Genomic DNA, 19,662 nt, shown 5'->3' on the forward strand with positions numbered 1-19,662 from the left:
GCACGACACGGACAGCGTGCCGTGCTGCAAGGATCTTAATGCAAGGCTTGAAAGGCATCCTCTAACGCTTGGCGTAGCAGCTGTCTGTCATGGCGATAACCCACATCGCTAGCATCTAATGGCCGCTGGATGCGCAGTCGTTGGGTAATGCCTTGACTGTCAGCGGTGGGACCCAGAATAACGCCGTCTATCACCCGACGGCCTATTTCACTCTCAATTAAGGTGAGTTTCTCCGCCACTGAAAGATGCCCCGCAGGGCTCAGTTCTGTTCCAAGATTATCGATAAATAACATCTTTGCCGGAGTACGGCGCAACGCTTGGCTAATCGCTTTCACTAAAATGACCGGCATAATACTGGTATACAAACTGCCAGGGCCCAAAATAATCAGGTCGGCATCGAGAATCGCTTCAACCGCTTCGCGGGTGGCTTTTACTGGAGCCGAGAGGGCTAAGCTCGTTGGCCACTCCTTCATTGCATCGATCTCGGTCTCGCCGTGGATTAAGGTCCCGCGAGCATCCGTGGCGACTAAGTCGACAGGCTGTTCCGACATGGGGATTAAAAAGGCATCGACTTTCAATACATTACGTATGAGATTGATTGCCTCTAACGGCCGAACACTCAGGCTATCCAGCGCACGTAACATTAAATTCCCTAAGTTATGCCCCGCTAATTCCCCTTGGCCGGAAAAGCGATATTCAAACATCGCTGACGCGACACTTGGCTGGGTAATGAGCTGATTTAAGCAGTTACGTGTGTCTCCCCACGCAATGCCGCCCTCTGAGCGTCGGATGCGACCTGTCGAGCCGCCATTATCGGTAGTCGTGACAATTCCGGTGAGGCGAGAACCGAGAGAGGAGAGCGAAGACATTACTCGTCCTAAGCCATGGCCGCCACCGATGGCAACGACTCTATCAAGATCTGCTAAGGTGCGGTTCATTTGGGCATCATCCTTAAGGTCGAGTGTTTACAGCAAATACTAGCGCGTATTATCTGCTGTTCTCCACGTATTGCCCAAGACAAATTTGAAAAATATCAGAGAATTGATCAGCCAAACATGACACTTATACCTATTCAAGCTAGGATAATGTCATCACTTCCCCGGTTTTTCATTACACGTGAATTGGCGTGAATGGATATTTTGTTGCATCACCTTTAACGAGGTATTTATTTGTTACCCTTGACCGATACCTATCAGCGCAAATTTTATTACTTACGGCTGTCTATCACGGACGTCTGTAACTTTCGCTGTACGTACTGTTTACCTGATGGCTATCGACCGAGTAAGGACCGAGAGGCGTTCTTATCTGTCGAGGAGATCGCCCGAGTGGCGCAAGCTTTTGGTCAATTGGGGACGACGAAAATACGGTTAACCGGCGGTGAGCCCTCAATGCGCCGTGATTTTAGCGACATCATCGCCGCTATCCGTCAGCAACCGGCGATACAACAGATTGCTATGACAACCAATGGCTACCGCTTAGCGAAAGAGGCGGCAAATTGGCGTGCGGCGGGGCTGACTGCGGTTAACGTCAGTCTAGATAGCCTGGATGCGCGCCAGTTTCATCAAATAACCGGTCAGAATAAATTTACTGACGTTATGGCTGGAATCGATGCCAGCTTGGCAGCCGGTTTTCCCGTGGTCAAAATCAACGTCGTGTTGATGAAACACCTCACTCAACAGCTCCCCGAATTCCTCGCGTGGATAAAGGATCGTCCACTGCAGCTACGTTTTATTGAGTTAATGGAAACGGGAGAGGGTAACGATTACTTTGCTAAGCACCACCTTTCTGGTGAGCATCTACGCCGCCAATTAGTGGATCAAGGTTGGCAAGCCGTCGCCCGAGCCGCTGATGCGGGACCCGCCCAAATTTTTAGTCATCCTGACTATCTTGGACAGATAGGGTTGATCATGCCTTATGACAAAGGTTTCTGTGATAGCTGTAACCGATTACGGGTCTCGGCTATCGGTCAATTACACCTCTGTTTATTTGGTGAGCAAGCCATCGATCTGCGTGATTTACTGCAGGCTGATGGCCAACAATCGTTACTACAAGAACGTATTCAGTCGAGCTTGGCTCAGAAGAAACAGACACATTTTCTCCATCAAGGGATGACGGGCATGGCGCGCAATCTCTCTTATATTGGTGGTTAAGGCGAGGAGCTGAAATGGGTAATCCACAAGGGAACACACCTTCTCTAAATATTGCAGTGTTAACGATCTCGAACCATCGTACCGAGGAAAATGATAGCTCTGGCGATTATCTGCAACAGGCGGTGGAGCATGCCGGACATCGCGTGGTTGAGCGTGCGATTTGTCCCGATAATCGCTATGCAATACGCGCCATCGTGTCACAAGCGATTGCGAGTCCGCATATCCAAGTGGTGTTAATCAATGGCGGAACGGGGTTTCATGAACAGAATACAACGCCTGAGGCGATCGTTCCGTTATTTGATAAAGAGATCACGGGGTTTGGTGAGCTGTTTAGGATGTTCTCGTTTGAACAAATTCAGCAGGCGACCTTACAATCTCGTGCGGTAGCAGGGCTGGCGAATAAAACAGTCATCTTTGCCTTTCCTGGTTCCACCTCGGCGTGTCAATTGGCTTGGGAACAGATTATCGATGCACAGCTCGATATCAACACGACTCCCTGTAATTTCGTCTCACAACTCAAGAAAGTCTCTCCATGAATTCATTATCTCACCTTAATCAAGCGGGCGAGGCGAATATGGTGGATGTCAGCGAAAAAGCGGTGACATTACGCCAAGCGCGCGCCGAAGCCTATCTCTCCCTCAATGCGCATACCCTACAATTAATTACTGAAGGCAAACATCCTAAAGGGGATGTCTTTGCTGTGGCACGTATCGCCGGGATTCAAGCCGCGAAGAAGACGTGGGATCTGATCCCTCTGTGTCACCCGTTAATGCTGACCAAAGTGGAAGTGTTGCTAACCCCGCTACAGGATCCTTGCCGTATTCATATCCAAACGCTCTGCCGCCTAAGCGGGCAAACAGGCGTGGAGATGGAAGCTTTAACGGCAGCCTCAGTTGCGGCGTTGACCTTATACGACATGTGTAAAGCGGTACAGAAAGATATGGTGATTGAGTGTATCCGGCTGGTGGAGAAGCAGGGTGGAAAATCCGGTGACTATCAAGGGAGTTGGCATGATTAAGGTGCTTTTTTTTGCACAAACCCGTGAACTGGTTGAGTGCGATAAGCTCATGCTGCCTGCCGAATTTAACACGGTTGAACAACTCCGTACCGCGCTCGTACAACGCGGTAAACGCTGGCAGTTGGCACTGGCGGATGGGCGCTTATTGGTTGCGGTGAACCAAGAAATTTGCGACGTTTCACAGCCTCTGCAGTCAGGTGATGAGGTGGCCTTCTTCCCACCCGTCACGGGGGGATAACGATGCTTGCGTTGACCCGTATTGAGGTCACTGCCGCGCCTTTCAATGTCGAAAATGAATATCGGCTTGCCGCCAGCCATCATCAAGATGGCGCTATCGTCTTTTTCGTCGGTAAGGTGCGCGACATGAACCAAGGTCAAGCGGTGAGTCAGCTTACCTTGGAGCACTATCCAGGCATGACCGAGCGAGTGTTAAATGGCCTGGCGGATCATGCTAGGGAGCGCTTTGCAGTCAATAACATCACGATTATTCATCGCGTCGGGACGTTTTCGTTAGGAGAAGAGATTGTATTGGTGATCGTCAGTGCAATTCACCGGCATGCCGCCTTCTTGGCAACAGAATTCATTATGGATTTATTGAAAAGCCAAGCGCCTTTTTGGAAACGTGAAAGTACAGCTGAGGGGACAAGGTGGTTATCACCTACCTTACAAGACAGTACCGCCTCAGAGAAATGGAACAATAAGGAATGATCAACGTGACGCGACCGACAGCCCTAAAATTGACGCTATCGGCTATGATGGCATTACTGCTGGCGAGTTGTGCGTCGGAAAAACCCAAAGCGCCAGTACGACCAAAAGTTGCCGTAACCACTCAAGTTAAGCAGCTGCTGCCAAGTTCTGTGTCGAACAAAACTGCCTGGTCGGAGGATATCTACCAAGCGTTTTTACATCAACAGATCGATGCTAATGTTTCTAATCTGTGCGCAGTCATTGCTGTGGCGGGCCAAGAGACCAATTTTAATGCCGACGCGCCGGTTAAAGGTTTACCGCAGATTGCTTGGCAGGAGATTTATCGTCGAGCAGGCTCACTGCATATTCCTGAATTTGTAGTACGTACGGCATTAAAAATTCCGTCGACCAATGGTAAAAGCTACACTGAGCGATTAGATACTGTGCGCAGCGAACGTGAACTGAGTGATATTTTTGACGATTTAATTGATTCTGTTCCCTTAGGCCAACGATTATTTGGTCGCTTTAATCCTATCCATACTGGAGGGCCGATGCAGGTGAGTATCGCCTTTGCGGAACAGCATGCAGAGGATTACCCTTACAAGGTAGAGAAAAGTATTCGTAAAGAAGTCCTTACCCAGCGCGGTGGGGTCTACTTTGGTACACTGCATCTGCTCGGCTACCCCACCCATTATTCGGTGCCTTTATACCGTTTTGCCGACTATAATGCAGGGTGGTATGCCAGTCGTAATGCTGCCTTCCAAGCGGCAGTCTCCTATTTGAGCGGACAAAAATTGGCATTAGATGGCGATTTAATTCAATATCAGAGTGACGCGCCGAGTCACACCGAGTTGGCGATTAGGTCGATTCGCTCTACACTGCAACTGAGCGACTCAGCGATTCACCAACAGTTGTCACTAGGTGAATCACTTGAATTTGAACAAAGCCAATTATGGAAAAAGGTCTTTTCTGCCGCGGATAAAAAGCGAGGGCAGGCTTGGCCACACGAGCGGTTACCAGGGATCACATTAGAAAGCCCAAAAATTACTCGTAATTTGACGACCGCCTGGTTTGCACAACGCGTAAACCAACGTTATCAACACTGTTTACTTCAAGCTAGGGAGGAGTAATGGAAAATTATCAACGTCCTTCATCGTTAGGACACACCTCGTCGGGCAGTCGCGTACAAGCGTATATGACCCAAGTTTATGGTTGGATGACCACTGGCTTATTATTAACGGCGTTTGTCAGCTGGTTTGCCGCAAGAACGCCTGCAGTCATGGAAGCCATATTCTCCAGCCGAATAACCTTCTTTGGGTTAATCATTGCACAACTTGCCGTGGTATTCGTACTGTCAGGTATGGTGCATAAAATGAGCGCAGCACTGGCCACTGGCCTGTTTATGCTGTACTCCGTACTGACCGGGCTGACCATGGCCAGTATTTTTCTTGCCTTCACCTATTCTTCGATTGCCAGTACCTTTGTGGTGACGGCGGCGATGTTTGGTGCGATGACGGTTTATGGTGCGGTAACGAAGCGCGACCTCAGTAAATTGGGAAGCTTACTGTTTATGGCGCTCATCGGCATATTAATCGCTTCGCTGGTTAATTACTGGCTTAAGAGTACCGCATTAATGTGGGCGATTACCTACATCGGTGTAGTGGTATTTGTCGGCTTAACCGCCTACGACACACAAAAACTTCGCCAACTAGGTGAGAATATTGATGCATCGGATAAGGCGAATTTTCGTCGTTATAGTATCGTTGGAGCACTCACCTTATACTTAGATTTCATCAATCTTTTCATGATGTTACTAAGAATTTTTGGTGATAGACGATAACGTAACAGCAGAAGATCGTGAAAAGAGGGGATTAACCCCTCTTTTTTTTGCGCAAAAAAACAGCAGAAATTTCTTAAGTTGAATACACCAAAAAAAGAGGTTTTATTTCAACCTACTGTTTTTAAAGACCATTTATTAATAAAACTCTCCTGCGGATTGTTTTTTGACCAATAAAAAGCCTTTCACTACATTATTCTAAAAATCCTTATTAATAGCTATTTTTACAGTGTTTCATACTAATTAATCACCGGCTTTAAAACAAAATATGATATTTCTACTTATTTGTGGCAGACTGAGGCCGTCTTCTTAAGGAATTATCTGAAGAAATATCGGTCATATCACAATTGCAGTACAGAGTAGTGGTCAACCGAATTAATTCGATTACTCTCGGAAGACAATTACTGGCGTTAGAGTGTTTTGCTTTAATGCGAGTATTACTAGGAGATAACTATGAAATGGTCTAACCGTGTTCAGATTGTCACTGGGCAAACGTGTTTTCATATCGCGATGCACTTAACCATCGTGGCTTCATTAATTTGGGGCTTTAAACACAAGTTGTTAGTTGAAGTCAGTGCCGGATTGGTCGCAAGTTATGTCGTTTTGCTGGTTGCTATGTTAATTACGCAAAATGTCTCGCGCTTACGCGCAGTGGGAGATTATCTAGAAGAAGCCTCTACCACCTACTATTTTGGTGCGGCGATGTTGTCACTCTTCTTATTCTCTCGTGTATTGCACAATCCGCTACTGATTTGTGGATTAGGTGTGGCGATGCTCATTGGGCCCGCACTTTTCTCATTGTTCGCCAAAGGTTCCGGTCAGCAAGTCGAGAAAAAACGCAGCTAATACCTCCAAGGCCAGTCATTTGACTGGCCTTTTTAACATCCTCGCAGTCCTGTCTAAAGTCTGATACACTCCTTGCACTTATCGCATTGTAGTTTGCGTTGATCTCTCTCAATTTAGTGACAATTCCCCCCCTGAAAACTGCACCGTGAATAGACGGTCAGGGTGTCTCTGGAGCAATACCCCATGACTTTCGATTCACTCGGTTTACATGCCGAGATTTTGCGTGCTGTTAACGAACAGGGCTACACCACCCCTACGCCAATCCAACAACAAGCGATTCCTATCGTTTTAGCGGGGGATGACTTATTAGCCAGCGCGCAAACGGGTACGGGTAAAACCGCAGGGTTCACCTTGCCACTGTTACACCGTCTTGCCGCAAGCGAGAAGCCTATTAATGGACGTAGGCCGGTACGAGCACTCATTTTAACGCCTACGCGCGAACTGGCCGCACAAGTCGGGGAGAATGTGCAAAGCTATAGCCGTTACCTTAAATTACGGTCGCTGGTGGTATTCGGCGGCGTCAGCATCAATCCGCAAATGATGAAATTGCGTGGCGGAGTTGACGTACTGGTTGCGACACCGGGTCGATTACTCGATCTCGTGCAGCAGAATGCCGTGCAATTATCGAATATCGAAATTTTAGTGCTGGACGAAGCCGACCGTATGCTAGATATGGGCTTTATCCATGATATCCGTCGTATTTTAGCGAAATTGCCGACGCGTCGTCAGAACTTACTGTTCTCGGCGACCTTCTCTGACGAGATCAAAGCACTGGCGGAAAAGTTACTAGATCATCCAAAATTAGTCGAAGTGGCTCGCCGTAATACCGCTTCCGAACAAGTATCTCAACAGGTGCATTTCGTTGATAAGAAGCGTAAGCGTGAATTGCTTTCTTATTTAATCGGTAAGGAAAATTGGCAGCAGGTATTAGTCTTCACCCGTACCAAGCACGGTGCTAACCACCTTGCAGAGCAGCTAAATAAAGATGGGATTACGGCTGCTGCGATCCACGGTAATAAAAGTCAAGGTGCACGAACGCGTGCGCTTGAGCATTTTAAAACCGGTGAAGTGCGCGTATTAGTCGCGACCGATATTGCGGCACGTGGCATCGATATTGAAGAACTGCCTCACGTCGTGAACTACGAGCTTCCTAATGTGGCGGAGGATTATGTGCACCGTATTGGCCGTACTGGCCGTGCAGCGGCCAGTGGATCTGCACTGTCACTTGTGTGTGTAGATGAACATAAGTTATTACGTGATATCGAAAAGCTCTTGAAAAAAGAAATTCCTCGTCTAGCCATTCCAGGCTACGAGCCGGATCCGTCTATTAAAGCTGAACCGATTCAAAACGGACGCCAAGGCGGACGTGGTGCTGGACGCGGTGGACGCTCTGAGCATAATGGCTCGCGCGGACAGGGCCGTCCTCAAGGACAAAATAGCTCTCGGCCTCGCACGCGTAATGGGGCTTCTGCGTCAACAAAGCCTGCCGCGAAGAAACCGCAGGGTAATCGCTAGTCCAATGCGTGTATTGTTAGCACCGATGGAAGGTGTGCTGGACGCCTTAGTCAGGGAACTCCTGACTAAGGTCAACGACTACGATCTCTGTGTCACGGAGTTTTTAAGAGTCGTTGATCAGTTATTACCCAAGAAATCGTTCTATCGTTTGTGTCCAGAATTAGCGCACCAGAGTCGCACGCCAACAGGGACGCTGGTCAGGATCCAGCTACTGGGTCAGCACCCACAGTGGTTAGCTGAAAATGCGCATCGCGCAGTGGAGCTAGGATCTTGGGGAGTCGATCTGAATTGTGGCTGTCCTTCTAAAACTGTTAATGGTAGTGGTGGCGGGGCATCGTTATTAAAAGACCCAGAACTGATCTACCAGGCGGCGAAAGCAATGCGTCATGCGGTTCCTTCTACGCTTCCCGTTACCGTAAAAGTCCGTTTAGGTTGGGATTCCATCGATCACAGTACCGAAATTGCCGATGCGGTCGAGCAGGCTGGGGCAACGGAAATTGTGATTCACGGGCGAACTAAGCAGGATGGTTATCGCGCAGAGGCCATTAACTGGTCGGCAATAGCCGCGCTTCGAGAGCGACTGACGATCCCGGTGATCGCTAACGGTGAAATTTGGGATTGGGCATCGGCACAAGCGTGTTTGGCGACCACCGGCTGCAGTGACCTGATGGTCGGCCGAGGCGCGCTTCATCTCCCAAACCTCAGTAAGATGATCAAATATAATCATCCGGCGATGCCATGGCCAGAAGTGGTAGCGCTACTGGAGAACTATTGTCATCTTGAAAAGCAGGGTGATACCGGTATGTATCATGTGGCGCGGATTAAACAATGGCTAGGCTACTTACGAAAATCCTACGCTCAGGCTGATGAGCTCTTCAGTCAAATCCGTCCGATGACGCATTCTCGCGCAATTGCCCAAGCCATTAACAAAGAGTTAATAAAATTAACCTAATACCAACCTTGTAACGCAACCTCGACTTATTGATATGCTATGCTGAGGATATTCCTGTTTTTATTTTGGTGTGTATATGCCTCAGCAGAGCGAACCGACGCGCGGTCAACTTAATCAGCGTATCTTGTCGGTAATGATATTTACCTTCTTTTGCTATCTCTCAGTCGGCCTCCCTTTAGCAGTATTGCCAGGTTTTGTGCACCATCAATTAGGCTACTCGCCCTTTATCGCTGGGTTAATTATCAGCCTACAATATTTTTCAACCCTAATCAGTCGCCCACAGAGCGGTAGACTGGCTGACCACTTTGGGCCGAAGAAAGTCGTTATGCTGGGGATGGTACTTTGTGGTCTCAGCGGCGCGATGACGGTAATCGCTGCCTTATCTGCTAGCCACCCAATGAGTAGTCTACTGCTGCTTGCGATAGGTCGAATCTGCTTAGGGATTGGTGAAAGTTTCAGTAGCACTGGTGCGACATTATGGGGAATGAATTTAGTAGGTTCTGTCCATACTGCACGGGTTATCTCGTGGAATGGCGTCGCGACCTATTTTGCGATGGCTGTTGGCGCACCCTTTGGGGTGATGTTGAACCAATGGTTTGGCATCAGTGGCTTCGCGGGGTTGATTACGCTGATGGGCGTGATAGGTTTTTTGATAGCACGTCACAAAGCCAGTATTACTATCTCGCTGACGGCACCACGTCTGCCTTTTCGCCAAGTGTTGGGGGTAGTCAGCCCTTACGGGATGGGGTTAGCGTTAGGCACGCTAGGCTTTGGCGTGATTGCGACCTTTATTACCCTTTATTTCTCCAGTCGTGGGTGGCAGGGCGCAGCCATGACATTAAGCCTTTATAGCTTAGGCTTTGTGTTATCGCGCTTTCTGTTTAGTCATATGATCACGCGTTTCGGAGGGCTGGCCGTCTCTCTCGGCTGTCTCATCACTGAGGCCATCGGATTATTTATGCTCTGGCATGCAGAAAGCGTATTGTGGGCCGATATTGGAGCACTGCTTACCGGTGCAGGCTTTTCATTGGTCTTTCCCGCATTGGGCGTCGAAGCGGTTCGGCGGGTCAGTGAACAGAGTAAAGGGTCTGCACTGGGCACTTATTCCGCTTTCTTAGATCTTGCCTTGGGATTAACTGGACCAGTGGCGGGTTTGCTGATGAATCATAGCGGGATTCGGTCAATCTATCTGGCTGCGGCCGTCATGGTTTGTTTAGGTGCGTTGCTGGTGGGAACGTTACTGGTTAAGAGCCGTCGACTCATCGAAAGTGGGCAGTAGGCTGTATCGGCCACACCGTAGGGTGTGGCCGACGAAAAGATTACTCTTCAACCGGTGGTGGCTGAGTCACTGAATCGCTTGCTCCTTGTGCGGAGAAAGCCGAGTCGGGTGCCTCAGTCGGTTGCGCGTCACTCTGTTCAGAAACAGGCTGTGGCGTGTTCGCATGAGCTTCTGCTACACCATTGACTTTTACTGGCATCCCAGAACGATTTTTCAATACTTGGTTCACGACGTCTTGATTAACGCTGGAATCAGAAAGCACTTTACTGACAGATTGCGTCAAGGTAATCGGCACTACTGCATTACTGGTAAATTGTTCTTCGGTGGTTGACAGAGGATTGTGCACCTCTAGGTAACGTGACCCATCGGCTTCGACGGACGCTTTAACTGGTTGGTTGACGAATTGCACGCGGGTGCCCACCGGGACATGTTCGAACAGCCATTTAATATCGTCACCACGTAGACGAACACAGCCGTGGCTAACACGCAGCCCAATACCGAAATCAGCATTGGTGCCGTGGACGGCGTACATTTTGCCAATATAGAGCGCGTAAAGCCCCATAGGGTTATCCGGACCCGCAGGGAAGATGGTCGGTAGATTTTTACCCTCATCCGCATATTCACTGTGCATTTTCGCCGTCGGGGTCCACGTTGGGTTAGGGCGTTTACTTTCGACCTTAGTGACCCAATTAAGTGGCGTATCTTTGCCTAATTGACCGATACCAATAGGTAGGACGACGACGGTGTGTCCGCCTTTCGGATAGTAGTAAAGACGCATTTCAGCACTGTTGATAACGATCCCTTCGCGCGGGGCATCAGGCAAAATCAATTGCTGTGGGATGATCAGTTTAGATCCAGCCTTCGGTAGATATACATCAATACCCGGGTTAGCTTCTAAAATATTACTCAGCCCCATCTCATATTGTGCTGCAAAAGCTTCCAGCGGTAATCTGCTGTCACTAGGGATAGAAACTTCGAGGTTCTCACCAGTAATACTACTGTTGGCTGCCGGAAGTGGATATACCACCGCCTGTGCAGTCTGAGAAAAGGCTGCAACAGTCATGGCAGCAGAGATCAACGCGCGGATGCTTTTTTTCATAGAATGTATGGCTTAAACCTGATTAACGGTAGTGTGAACAAGGTAATAGGCCGAACCAAATTCAGCCTTATGCTCAGTATATGTGCAGACGAGATGAATGAACATCTGCTTTTGTATTTCAGTGAAAGATTCTGATATTTCTGGTGATCACTGAGCAGAATTTCGGGTTCGTAGCCACTGAATAAGTTTCCAAGCCCCCCAAATCACTAATGCCGCCACCGCCACCCAAAACAGGGGTTCAAGGTAACCTTCGATACGATTTAGCCACGGGGTAATAATCTTGCCGGCATAAAATCCTAGACTTGCAAAGAGTCCCGCCCAGATCGCGGCCCCGATTATGTTGAGTAACACGAATAGCCAAGGATGCAACCCACTGGACCCGATGATGATCGGTCCGATAATTCGAAAGCCGTACATAAATCTCGCCCCGATAACAAATAGGGCAGGGTGTCGGTGAATCAGCGTGTTCGCTTTATCAATTTTACTCTGCTGCTTTTCGAAGCGGGTTAAGAACTTGGTGCCATAGCGCCAACCCAAAAAGAACAGAATCTGGTCGCCGATAATACCGCCCAGCATGGCGGCAGCGATCACCCAATAGAGGTGCAGCAACCCTTCGTGCGCGGCAATCCCCCCCAGCAGAACAAAGGTTTCTCCTTCAGCCATACAGCCGATAACCAGTGCGAGATAACCGTAATGTGAGATCAGAGAATGAATATCGATAGACAAAATAAGGTCCTGAAGTAAGTAAATGATCGTTTTATCATCATGTATACGACTATCCGCATACGAAATAGTGAATTGACAGATTTTTTTACAAATACCCGCCTAAATCAGTAAACAGACTTAGCATTTTCTGACTCGACACGCGTATGATGCTGTCGCCAGCTTTTCTCCGGTTCGGAGGTGGGCAGCCTGTAGCCAATACAGAAAATTGACTTTGACCATATTAGACGAAAAATGCCAGTAAAACGCCATCATTGTATCCTAGCTCTCCTGTTATGTTGTTGTTTTTCCGTGTCAGCGAAAGTGACTCCGGCTAAGTATAGTGCAAGCCAAGAGAATCGATTAGTGCAACCGCCGATCGCTTCTGGCAGCGCCTTGGTCGTCGACCTAGCCAGCAATAAAGTGATCTTTTCACTTCATCCGGACCGAGTAAGGCCGATTGCCTCAATCACTAAACTGATGACAGTGATGGTTGCTTTGGATGCTAAACAGCCGTTAGATGAGCTGCTCCCCGTGCATATTCATCAAACCTCAGAGATGCGTGGTGTATTTTCGCGAGTCAAATTGAACAGTCATATTAGCCGCCGCGACATGATGCTGCTGGCATTGATGTCCTCTGAAAACCGCGCGGCAGCAAGCTTAGCGGCGAACTATAAAGGCGGCTATAACGCGTTTATTCAAGCGATGAATGCGAAGGCGCGTGCGTTAGGGATGAATCATACCCATTATGTTGAACCGACGGGGTTGTCTATCCATAACGTTTCCGATGCCGAGGATTTAGTTAAATTACTTAAGGCGACCCGTGCTTATCCGTTAATAGGGCAATTAAGCACTACGCAGGAAACCACGGCCTCTTTCCAGAATCCGCGTTACAACTTACCTTTCCGTAATACCAATCATCTGGTCTATAACAAAACATGGCAGATTGCGCTAACGAAAACGGGCTATACCGATGAAGCCGGCCACTGTTTAGCGATGCGAACCGTCATTAATGGTCGGCCAGTGGCATTGGTCGTATTGGATGCCTTTGGGAAATATACCCACTTTGCCGACGCTAATCGTATTCGCAGTTGGTTAGAAACTGGAAAGGCGGCTCCCGTTCCGGCCGCAGCCTTAGCCTATAGAGCAGCCGCAAAATAAGCTTTTCAGCCACCTTCTGATAGGCAGATTTTTGACAACTCCCTATACTTATTCATAGCGATAAGGAAGGAATTTAGGAATGTGTATGAGTCGTTTACAAAAAGTCATCTTGACGCTCTGTATGCTCTTTACCTTAGCGGTACCGATGACGTCGGTACTGGCAGAGGACAGTATTGATCAAAGTAGTGACGAGGCAGCTCCCAAGGTCAATGCCGCGGTAGAATTGCCGAAGATGCAAGTTATCCTTGATAAAATTAAAGGACAAGTTTCGAGTGTCTCAGATGAGTCACAACTCGCTCAATTAAATGATATGGCTGTCGAGCTGGGTGAAAATGCTAATACGCTTTCACAAAACTTGGTGCCACAAAGCCAGCAGATCGATGCGCAGTTGGCCGTATTAGGACCAGCCCCGGAGGCGGGCAGTGGTGTAAAAGAGACCTCTGATGTCACCAGTAAGCGTCGCCAGCTTATGGCACAAAAATCACGTTTAGATGATCAGATCAAACAAGCCAACGCGTTACAGAACGGCGCATCAGTTTTGTCGTCGCAGATTTTAAATTACCGACGGGATCGGCTAAAAAATCAAGTCAGTCTTAATATCGGCAGTATTCTAGCCGCTAAATTCTGGCAGCCACTCTACAATAATCCGGTCGATGGGCCGAAGATTGTTGGTTTTGCTCAAGATCTCAAGCAAAGTGTGCAGCTCTCTTTCTCTCCCGGTTACCGTTTGGGGACGGCACTGTGGTTTATTGCAGCCGTACTGGTAATGGTTGCTGGCCGCCGTTATATGGAAGAGTTCCTCGCTTGGGTCAGTATTAATAAACTCTCTGAAGGGCGGCTGCGGCGTAGCTTTCTCGCTTGTGCGATCGCTATAACGACTCTGCTCGCCATCACCCTGTGCTGTAATTTCTTGGCTTTAGCTTTTGCTCGTCATCCCGATGTCGCCGACGATGTACGGGACTTGGTGTCGAGCTTAGGTATTCAGAGCCTGTTAGCGGGGCTAATTGCCGGCCTAGGGCGTGCCTTCCTTTCTACGCGTCGCCCAAGCTGGCGTTTGCCGGTGATCAATGATGAATTAGCGAAAGCCTTAAAGCCTTTCCCTATTATCATCGCGACGCTAGTCTTTATCTTCCAAGGACTCGAAGCTTTTAACCGGGCGATCGAAACCAGCGTGAATACCACTATCTTAGGTAATGGTCTTACCGCGATTCTGACCGGCTTACTCTGCTTACTGATGGTTGTCCGCACACGCCGTATCCGTCGACGCTTAGAACGTGAAGGTCATGAGGTTGAACGTTCGCGCATCGCTGGCCTAGTCGATATTGCTTTAATCCTTACCGGGATTACGATTCTGATCTGCTTGGTCATTGGCTATGTCGGGTTGGCGCGATACTTAAGTTACGAAGTCATCTGGGTCGGGATATTACTCAGTACTTTTTATTTCCTTAATGCCTTAGCGATTGATGGATGCCAAGTCTTATTCTCGACCAATAGTGCGCCGGGTAAATTAGTCACCCGTTCACTTAATCTTAATGAGAAGACGTTACTGCAATTAGGCAGCTTATTCTCTGGCTTACTAAAATCTGCACTCATTATTATGCTGATTTTATTATTGATGAACGGCACTATCTCATCCTCTAGCCCTGGCGAGATCCTGAGTCGCATTATCGATTTCTTTGCTGGACGCGGCCTTGAAAAACTGAATTTAATCCCCTCACACATAGTGATGGCGCTGGTGACTTTGGTTGCCGGTATTTACGTGCTCCGTTCAGTGCGTAACTGGCTGGACAATGATTTTCTCCCCCAAACTTCCATGGACGCAGGAATGCGTGTGTCGCTGGTGACCTTATTCAGTAATATTGGGTTTGTCCTGGTCTTACTGATGACCCTATCGGCGATTGGCGTGCAGTGGAACAAATTAGCATGGATTGTCAGTGCCTTATCCGTCGGTATCGGTTTTGGCTTGCAAGAGATCGTTAAAAACTTTATCTCTGGCTTAATCTTACTTACCGAACGGCCGGTTAAAGTCGGCGATCTCGTGACGATCAGCGGAATTGAAGGCGATATTCGCCGGATAAACGTGCGTGCTACCGAGATCCTCTTAACCGATAAATCGACGGTAATTGTTCCCAATTCACAATTTATCTCGCAAAACGTTCGTAATGCGACCATGGGTAATGCTCAAGGGGTGGTGACCATTCCCTTAACCTTCCCATTAGATATCGACCCAGTACAGGTAAAAGATATTTTACTCGGGGCGTTCAATGACAATGAGAAAATCTTGGATAACCCGGCACCGTCGGTGAGTTTCAAGGATCTCTCCGCGCAAGGGATCCTCTTGAGTGTGACGGGAAATGTGAATTCACAACGGTTAATCTCCGCCACCCGCAGTGAACTTTTATTTGAGGTATTAGTAAGATTACGCGCGGCAGATGTCGCGCTATCTTCGCCTCAAACGATGGTAATTGAACAAAAAGCGTTAGAACAGGCGCAAGCCGTCGACCCGCAATAAGCCTCACTTTGGCACGGCGCATCGCGTCGTGCCATTCATTAATTTACTTTCTCTTTTTTACAATATTCTGACATTATCATCACTCAATCATCTTCTCCCTAAGCGCGTGAGTGGTAGGGATTATCCTAAAGAGAGTTGTTAATGAAATCGATGTGTCCTCAGGCTATTGTCTTACCCTTAGCATTTTTCTGCACTTCCCTCTTTGCCGATCCCGTTTCACCTCAGATACCCAATGAATCTCAGCGTGATCATTTTGTTTCTGCCTTATTAAAGAAAATGACCTTAGACGAAAAAATTGGCCAGCTACGATTGATCAGTGTTGGACCCGACACCCCGAAGTCAACCATTAAGCAGATGATTGAAAAAGGACAGGTGGGCGCGATCTTTAATACCGTTACGCGTCCCGATATCCGTGTTATGCAAGACCAAGTCATGCAGATAAGCCGACTGAAAATTCCCTTATTTTTTGCTTACGATGTCGTGCACGGTCAGCGTACTATCTTCCCGATACCGCTTGGACTTGCGGCAAGTTGGGACACTCAAGCCGTAGCAACGGTTGGCCGTATCTCCGCTCTGGAAGCGGCGCAGGACGGCTTGAATATGACCTGGGCACCTATGGTCGATGTCAGTCATGAACCTCGCTGGGGTCGAAGTTCAGAAGGGTTTGGTGAAGACACCTATTTAACCTCGATTATGGGTAAAACCATGGTTGAAGCGATGCAAGGCAAGAGTCCTGCCGACCGGAATTCGGTGATGACCAGTGTGAAGCATTTTGCTTTATACGGCGCGGTAGAGGGGGGCAGAGAATACAATAGTGTCGATATGAGCCCTCAGCAGATGTTCCAGCATTACCTGCCCCCTTACCAAACGGCATTGCAAGCGGGCAGCGGCGGGGTAATGGTTTCGCTAAATTCCATCAATGGTGTCCCGGCTACGGCCAATCATTGGCTGCTGACCGACCTGCTTCGTCATCAATGGCATTTTAAGGGGATTACCGTCAGTGACCATGGCGCGATTAAAGAGTTAATCAATCATGGGGTCGCGAGCGACCCAGCGGATGCCGTGCGTGTGGCGATTAAAGCTGGTATTGATATGAGCATGAGCGACCAATACTACAGCCAATATTTACCAAGATTAGTGAAAAGCGGCGCGGTAAGCGAGGCAGAAGTGGATAATGCCGCACGGCATGTCCTGAATGTGAAATACGATATGGGTCTATTTCGCGATGCCTACAGTCATTTAGGCCCAGCAGAAAGTGACCCGCAAGATACTAATGCCGAAGATCGTTTACACCGTGTTCAAGCCCGTGAAGTGGCAGCGCAAAGCTTAGTACTGCTTAAAAACTGGCAGCAAATATTACCGCTTAAGAAGCAGGGGACGATTGCCTTAATCGGTCCGTTAGCCGATAGCCAGCGAGATATTATGGGCAGCTGGTCGGCCGCAGGGGTGACTAAGCAGTCAGTGACGTTATTACAGGGAATGCGTGAAGCCGTGGCGAATAACGCCACACTGCTTTATGCCAGAGGCTCAAATATTACCGATAACCCTAAGGTACAGGCTTTTCTCAATCTTTATGAGCCTGCGGTAGAAGTCGATAAACGTAGCCCGCAGCAGCTTCGCGAGGAAGCGATCGCTACTGCGAAAAAAGCCGATATCGTGGTCATGGCGGTAGGAGAGTCTCAAGGCATGGCTCACGAGGCCTCAAGTCGTAGTGATATCCGCCTGCCTAAAGCGCAACGTGACCTTATCACGGCGATTAAGGCCACCGGTAAACCGCTGGTACTGGTGTTGATGAATGGTCGTGCATTGGATATTACGCAGCAAGATCAACAAGCCGAGGTAATTTTAGAGACCTGGTTTAGTGGAACCGAAGGCGGGCATGCGATCAGCGATGTATTATTCGGTGATGTGAACCCCTCTGGGAAATTACCGGTGACATTCCCGCGCTCAGTCGGACAACTGCCGCTCTACTACAACCATCTGCCAACCGGCCGCCCTTACGACTTTACGCATCCGAATAAATATACTTCTCACTACTTTGATATCAATAATAGCCCACTCTACCCTTTTGGATTTGGCTTGAGCTATACCGCGTTTTCCTTGTCACCGATAACACTTTCCGCAACAGGCTCGTCGCAGGGGGTCACCACCGCATCGGTTACGGTCACAAATAGGGGTAAACGGGCAGGGGGCACCATCGTGCAGCTTTACTTACACGATCCCGTCGCTTCGATTAGTAGGCCGGTTAAAGAGTTGAAGGCATTTCAGAAGGTGCAGTTACAACCGGGTGAATCGAAAAAAGTGAGCTTCACTCTCAGCAAACAGGATTTAGGCTTCTGGAATCAACAGATGAAATGGGGGATTGAGCCGGGAAAATTTGAGGTGTTAATCGGCACCGACTCAGTCCATACCGAAACGAAATCATTCAACTACCCTTAAGCATTCGCTGGATAATTGTGCTGCCTTGTTATAAGGCAGTTTTTTTTTAAAATAAGGCTGCTACACTTAGGCTTCTGGCATGTCTAAATGTGGTGAAAGCATGGAAAATATCGAAGTGATACTGGTGGATGAACATGACAATCCACTGGGAAAAATGGAAAAATTAGCCGCCCACCGTCAGGGGCGTCTACATCGTGCCATCACTGTGTACATTTTTAATACCAAGCAGCAACTTATGCTGCAGCAACGGGCATTCAGTAAATACCATTGTGGTGGGCTCTGGAGTAATACCTGTTGCGGTCACCCTTTTCCGAATGAGAGTACGCCGCAGGCCGCAGAACGACGTCTTGAGGAAGAGATGGGGTTAAAGCTACCACTCACTAAGCTGACGCAGACTTATTATAATCTACCGGTAACGGATGGTTTGGTTGAGCATGAGTTTGGGCATATTTTTACGGGGTTGACCGATCAACTTCCTGTACTCAATCCGAATGAAGCCGAAAACTATCGTTTTGCTTCACTCTCCGAGGTTCAGCAAGAGCTAATTACGTCGCCGGAACGGTTTACTCCGTGGTTTAAAACGACTTTTCCGATGCTGGCTAAGCAGTTGCAGGCGGGGGATTAATCGTCCCCCAACGCGAGAGGCTATTTACCGATTACAATCGAATACCCCATTAGCGCCACGCCACCAATTCCCCCTAACGCCATCACTATAAAAAGCGTAATAAAAAAAATTTTTTTGATGTTCATTTACAGAGTCTCAAAGATAGTTTGCGGGGATAATACTCCTAACCCGGAGATCATTAAAGCTGTGTGCCTTATCCGGTATCAATAAGATAATATTATGACGTCTGAAAAAGATGTTCAGGTAAAGTCGTTCCTAAAGGAGGGCCTGATGATTATTACTCGTATAACATCACCCATTAATGACGACGATCTTCAGCAGTTAACGGCATTGATGCAAGAAGCGGTCAGCTTGGATGCTAGCATTGGCTATACCAACGCCACCGAGCAGGTTGATGCAATGTATCGCTTCTGGCAGCGCCAGAGTGAGGCGATTGCACACGATGAAGTCTATTTTTATTGTGCCCGAATTGACCAACATATTGTTGGGGTCATTGGTATAGAGCCCTGCGCAAAGTATAACGGAACCCATCGCGGTGAGATTTTTAAATTGATCGTCAGCCAGGCATGGCGGCGTCAAGGGATCGCGAAAAGACTGATGCAGACGGCCGTCGACAGTGCGACACAACTGGGGCTTAAACTTTTAGTGCTCGATACGCGTACAGAGGATTTCACGGTTGCCCTTTATCAATCTTTAGGCTGGAGAGTGGCGGGAGAAATTCCCTGCTATGCACAGTCGACGTTAGGCGAATACCAAGCGACCACTGTGATGTTTCGCACCCTGACTCATGATTAAAAAAATTCCCCACAATTACTGACGTTGCATGGATACTGTGTAAAA

19 protein-coding genes are annotated in these 19,662 nt (G+C 48.3%); 16 read left to right on the forward strand and 3 right to left on the reverse strand.

Features of this window, described 5'->3' with window-relative positions:
• Positions 1–35: 35 nt before the first annotated feature.
• Entirely contained in the window at positions 36–938 is a 903-nt protein-coding gene (gene yvcK / locus HGT71_RS10655) for a uridine diphosphate-N-acetylglucosamine-binding protein YvcK (protein WP_214217741.1), read from the reverse strand.
• A 231-nt stretch (positions 939–1,169) separates the two neighbouring features.
• On the opposite strand from yvcK, the gene moaA reads away from it, so the two are divergent.
• From moaA to HGT71_RS10710, 11 genes are all read left to right on the forward strand, one after another.
• The gene (gene moaA, locus HGT71_RS10660; protein WP_214217742.1) at positions 1,170–2,150 is read left to right on the forward strand and encodes a GTP 3',8-cyclase MoaA; all 981 of its coding nucleotides are present in this window, start codon (positions 1,170–1,172) and stop codon (positions 2,148–2,150) included.
• 14 nt (positions 2,151–2,164) lie between these two features.
• Entirely contained in the window at positions 2,165–2,686 is a 522-nt protein-coding gene (gene moaB, locus HGT71_RS10665) for a molybdenum cofactor biosynthesis protein B (RefSeq protein WP_214217743.1), read from the forward strand.
• A complete protein-coding gene (gene moaC / locus HGT71_RS10670) occupies positions 2,683–3,168 on the forward strand; it encodes a cyclic pyranopterin monophosphate synthase MoaC (protein WP_214217744.1) in 486 nt (161 codons plus the stop codon). Before moaB ends, moaC begins: the two co-directional genes overlap by 4 nt.
• Positions 3,161–3,406 (forward strand): molybdopterin synthase sulfur carrier subunit, encoded by a 246-nt coding sequence (moaD, locus tag HGT71_RS10675; RefSeq protein ID WP_214217745.1) that lies wholly within the window; start codon positions 3,161–3,163, stop codon positions 3,404–3,406. The genes moaC and moaD overlap by 8 nt, the downstream gene beginning before the upstream one ends.
• Before the next feature lie 2 nt (positions 3,407–3,408).
• Positions 3,409–3,876, forward strand: coding sequence for a molybdopterin synthase catalytic subunit MoaE (gene moaE, locus HGT71_RS10680; RefSeq protein WP_214217746.1), 468 nt, complete (start codon positions 3,409–3,411; stop codon positions 3,874–3,876).
• On the forward strand, positions 3,873–4,985 hold the full coding sequence (locus HGT71_RS10685; protein WP_214217747.1) for a DUF1615 domain-containing protein: 1,113 nt from the start codon (positions 3,873–3,875) through the stop codon (positions 4,983–4,985). The genes moaE and HGT71_RS10685 overlap by 4 nt, the downstream gene beginning before the upstream one ends.
• Complete coding sequence (locus HGT71_RS10690) at positions 4,985–5,695, forward strand: Bax inhibitor-1/YccA family protein (protein WP_168174403.1); 711 nt, start codon at positions 4,985–4,987, stop codon at positions 5,693–5,695. The genes HGT71_RS10685 and HGT71_RS10690 overlap by 1 nt, the downstream gene beginning before the upstream one ends.
• A 450-nt stretch (positions 5,696–6,145) precedes the next feature.
• Complete coding sequence (locus tag HGT71_RS10695) at positions 6,146–6,538, forward strand: YbhQ family protein (RefSeq protein WP_048911836.1); 393 nt, start codon at positions 6,146–6,148, stop codon at positions 6,536–6,538.
• A gap of 183 nt (positions 6,539–6,721) precedes the next feature.
• Entirely contained in the window at positions 6,722–8,053 is a 1,332-nt protein-coding gene (gene rhlE / locus HGT71_RS10700; RefSeq protein ID WP_214217748.1) for an ATP-dependent RNA helicase RhlE, read from the forward strand.
• Positions 8,054–8,057: 4 nt separating this feature from the next.
• Entirely contained in the window at positions 8,058–9,005 is a 948-nt protein-coding gene (dusC, locus tag HGT71_RS10705; protein ID WP_214217749.1) for a tRNA dihydrouridine(16) synthase DusC, read from the forward strand.
• 76 nt (positions 9,006–9,081) lie between these two features.
• A complete protein-coding gene (locus HGT71_RS10710) occupies positions 9,082–10,284 on the forward strand; it encodes an MFS transporter (RefSeq protein WP_214217750.1) in 1,203 nt (400 codons plus the stop codon).
• Positions 10,285–10,324: 40 nt separating this feature from the next.
• Here the strand turns inward: HGT71_RS10710 and HGT71_RS10715 are convergent, their stop codons facing one another.
• Both HGT71_RS10715 and HGT71_RS10720 read right to left on the reverse strand, forming a co-directional pair.
• On the reverse strand, positions 10,325–11,383 hold the full coding sequence (locus HGT71_RS10715) for a L,D-transpeptidase family protein (RefSeq protein WP_214217751.1): 1,059 nt from the start codon (positions 11,381–11,383) through the stop codon (positions 10,325–10,327).
• 147 nt (positions 11,384–11,530) lie between these two features.
• Positions 11,531–12,109, reverse strand: coding sequence for a DedA family protein (locus HGT71_RS10720; RefSeq protein ID WP_048911841.1), 579 nt, complete (start codon positions 12,107–12,109; stop codon positions 11,531–11,533).
• 231 nt (positions 12,110–12,340) lie between these two features.
• Between HGT71_RS10720 and pbpG the strand changes: the two genes are divergently transcribed.
• The 5 genes from pbpG (at position 12,341) to HGT71_RS10745 (ending at position 19,617) form a co-directional block, all read left to right on the forward strand.
• Entirely contained in the window at positions 12,341–13,246 is a 906-nt protein-coding gene (pbpG, locus tag HGT71_RS10725) for a D-alanyl-D-alanine endopeptidase (protein ID WP_214217752.1), read from the forward strand.
• Between the two features lie 85 nt (positions 13,247–13,331).
• Positions 13,332–15,758: a DUF3772 domain-containing protein gene (locus HGT71_RS10730; RefSeq protein WP_214217753.1), complete on the forward strand. Its 2,427-nt coding sequence runs from the start codon at positions 13,332–13,334 to the stop codon at positions 15,756–15,758.
• 141 nt (positions 15,759–15,899) lie between these two features.
• Positions 15,900–18,197, forward strand: coding sequence for a beta-glucosidase BglX (gene bglX / locus HGT71_RS10735; RefSeq protein ID WP_214217754.1), 2,298 nt, complete (start codon positions 15,900–15,902; stop codon positions 18,195–18,197).
• Between the two features lie 100 nt (positions 18,198–18,297).
• Positions 18,298–18,822, forward strand: a complete 525-nt coding sequence (gene idi, locus HGT71_RS10740; protein ID WP_214217755.1) for an isopentenyl-diphosphate Delta-isomerase — start codon at positions 18,298–18,300, stop codon at positions 18,820–18,822.
• 270 nt (positions 18,823–19,092) lie between these two features.
• Positions 19,093–19,617 carry a GNAT family N-acetyltransferase gene (locus HGT71_RS10745; RefSeq protein ID WP_214217756.1) on the forward strand — a complete coding sequence of 175 codons (525 nt, stop codon included), beginning with the start codon at positions 19,093–19,095 and terminating at the stop codon, positions 19,615–19,617.
• Positions 19,618–19,662 lie beyond the last annotated feature (45 nt).

The sequence above is a fragment of the Rosenbergiella epipactidis genome, from assembly GCF_018494055.1.
In the GTDB taxonomy this organism is placed as follows: Bacteria; Pseudomonadota; Gammaproteobacteria; order Enterobacterales; family Enterobacteriaceae; genus Rosenbergiella; species Rosenbergiella epipactidis.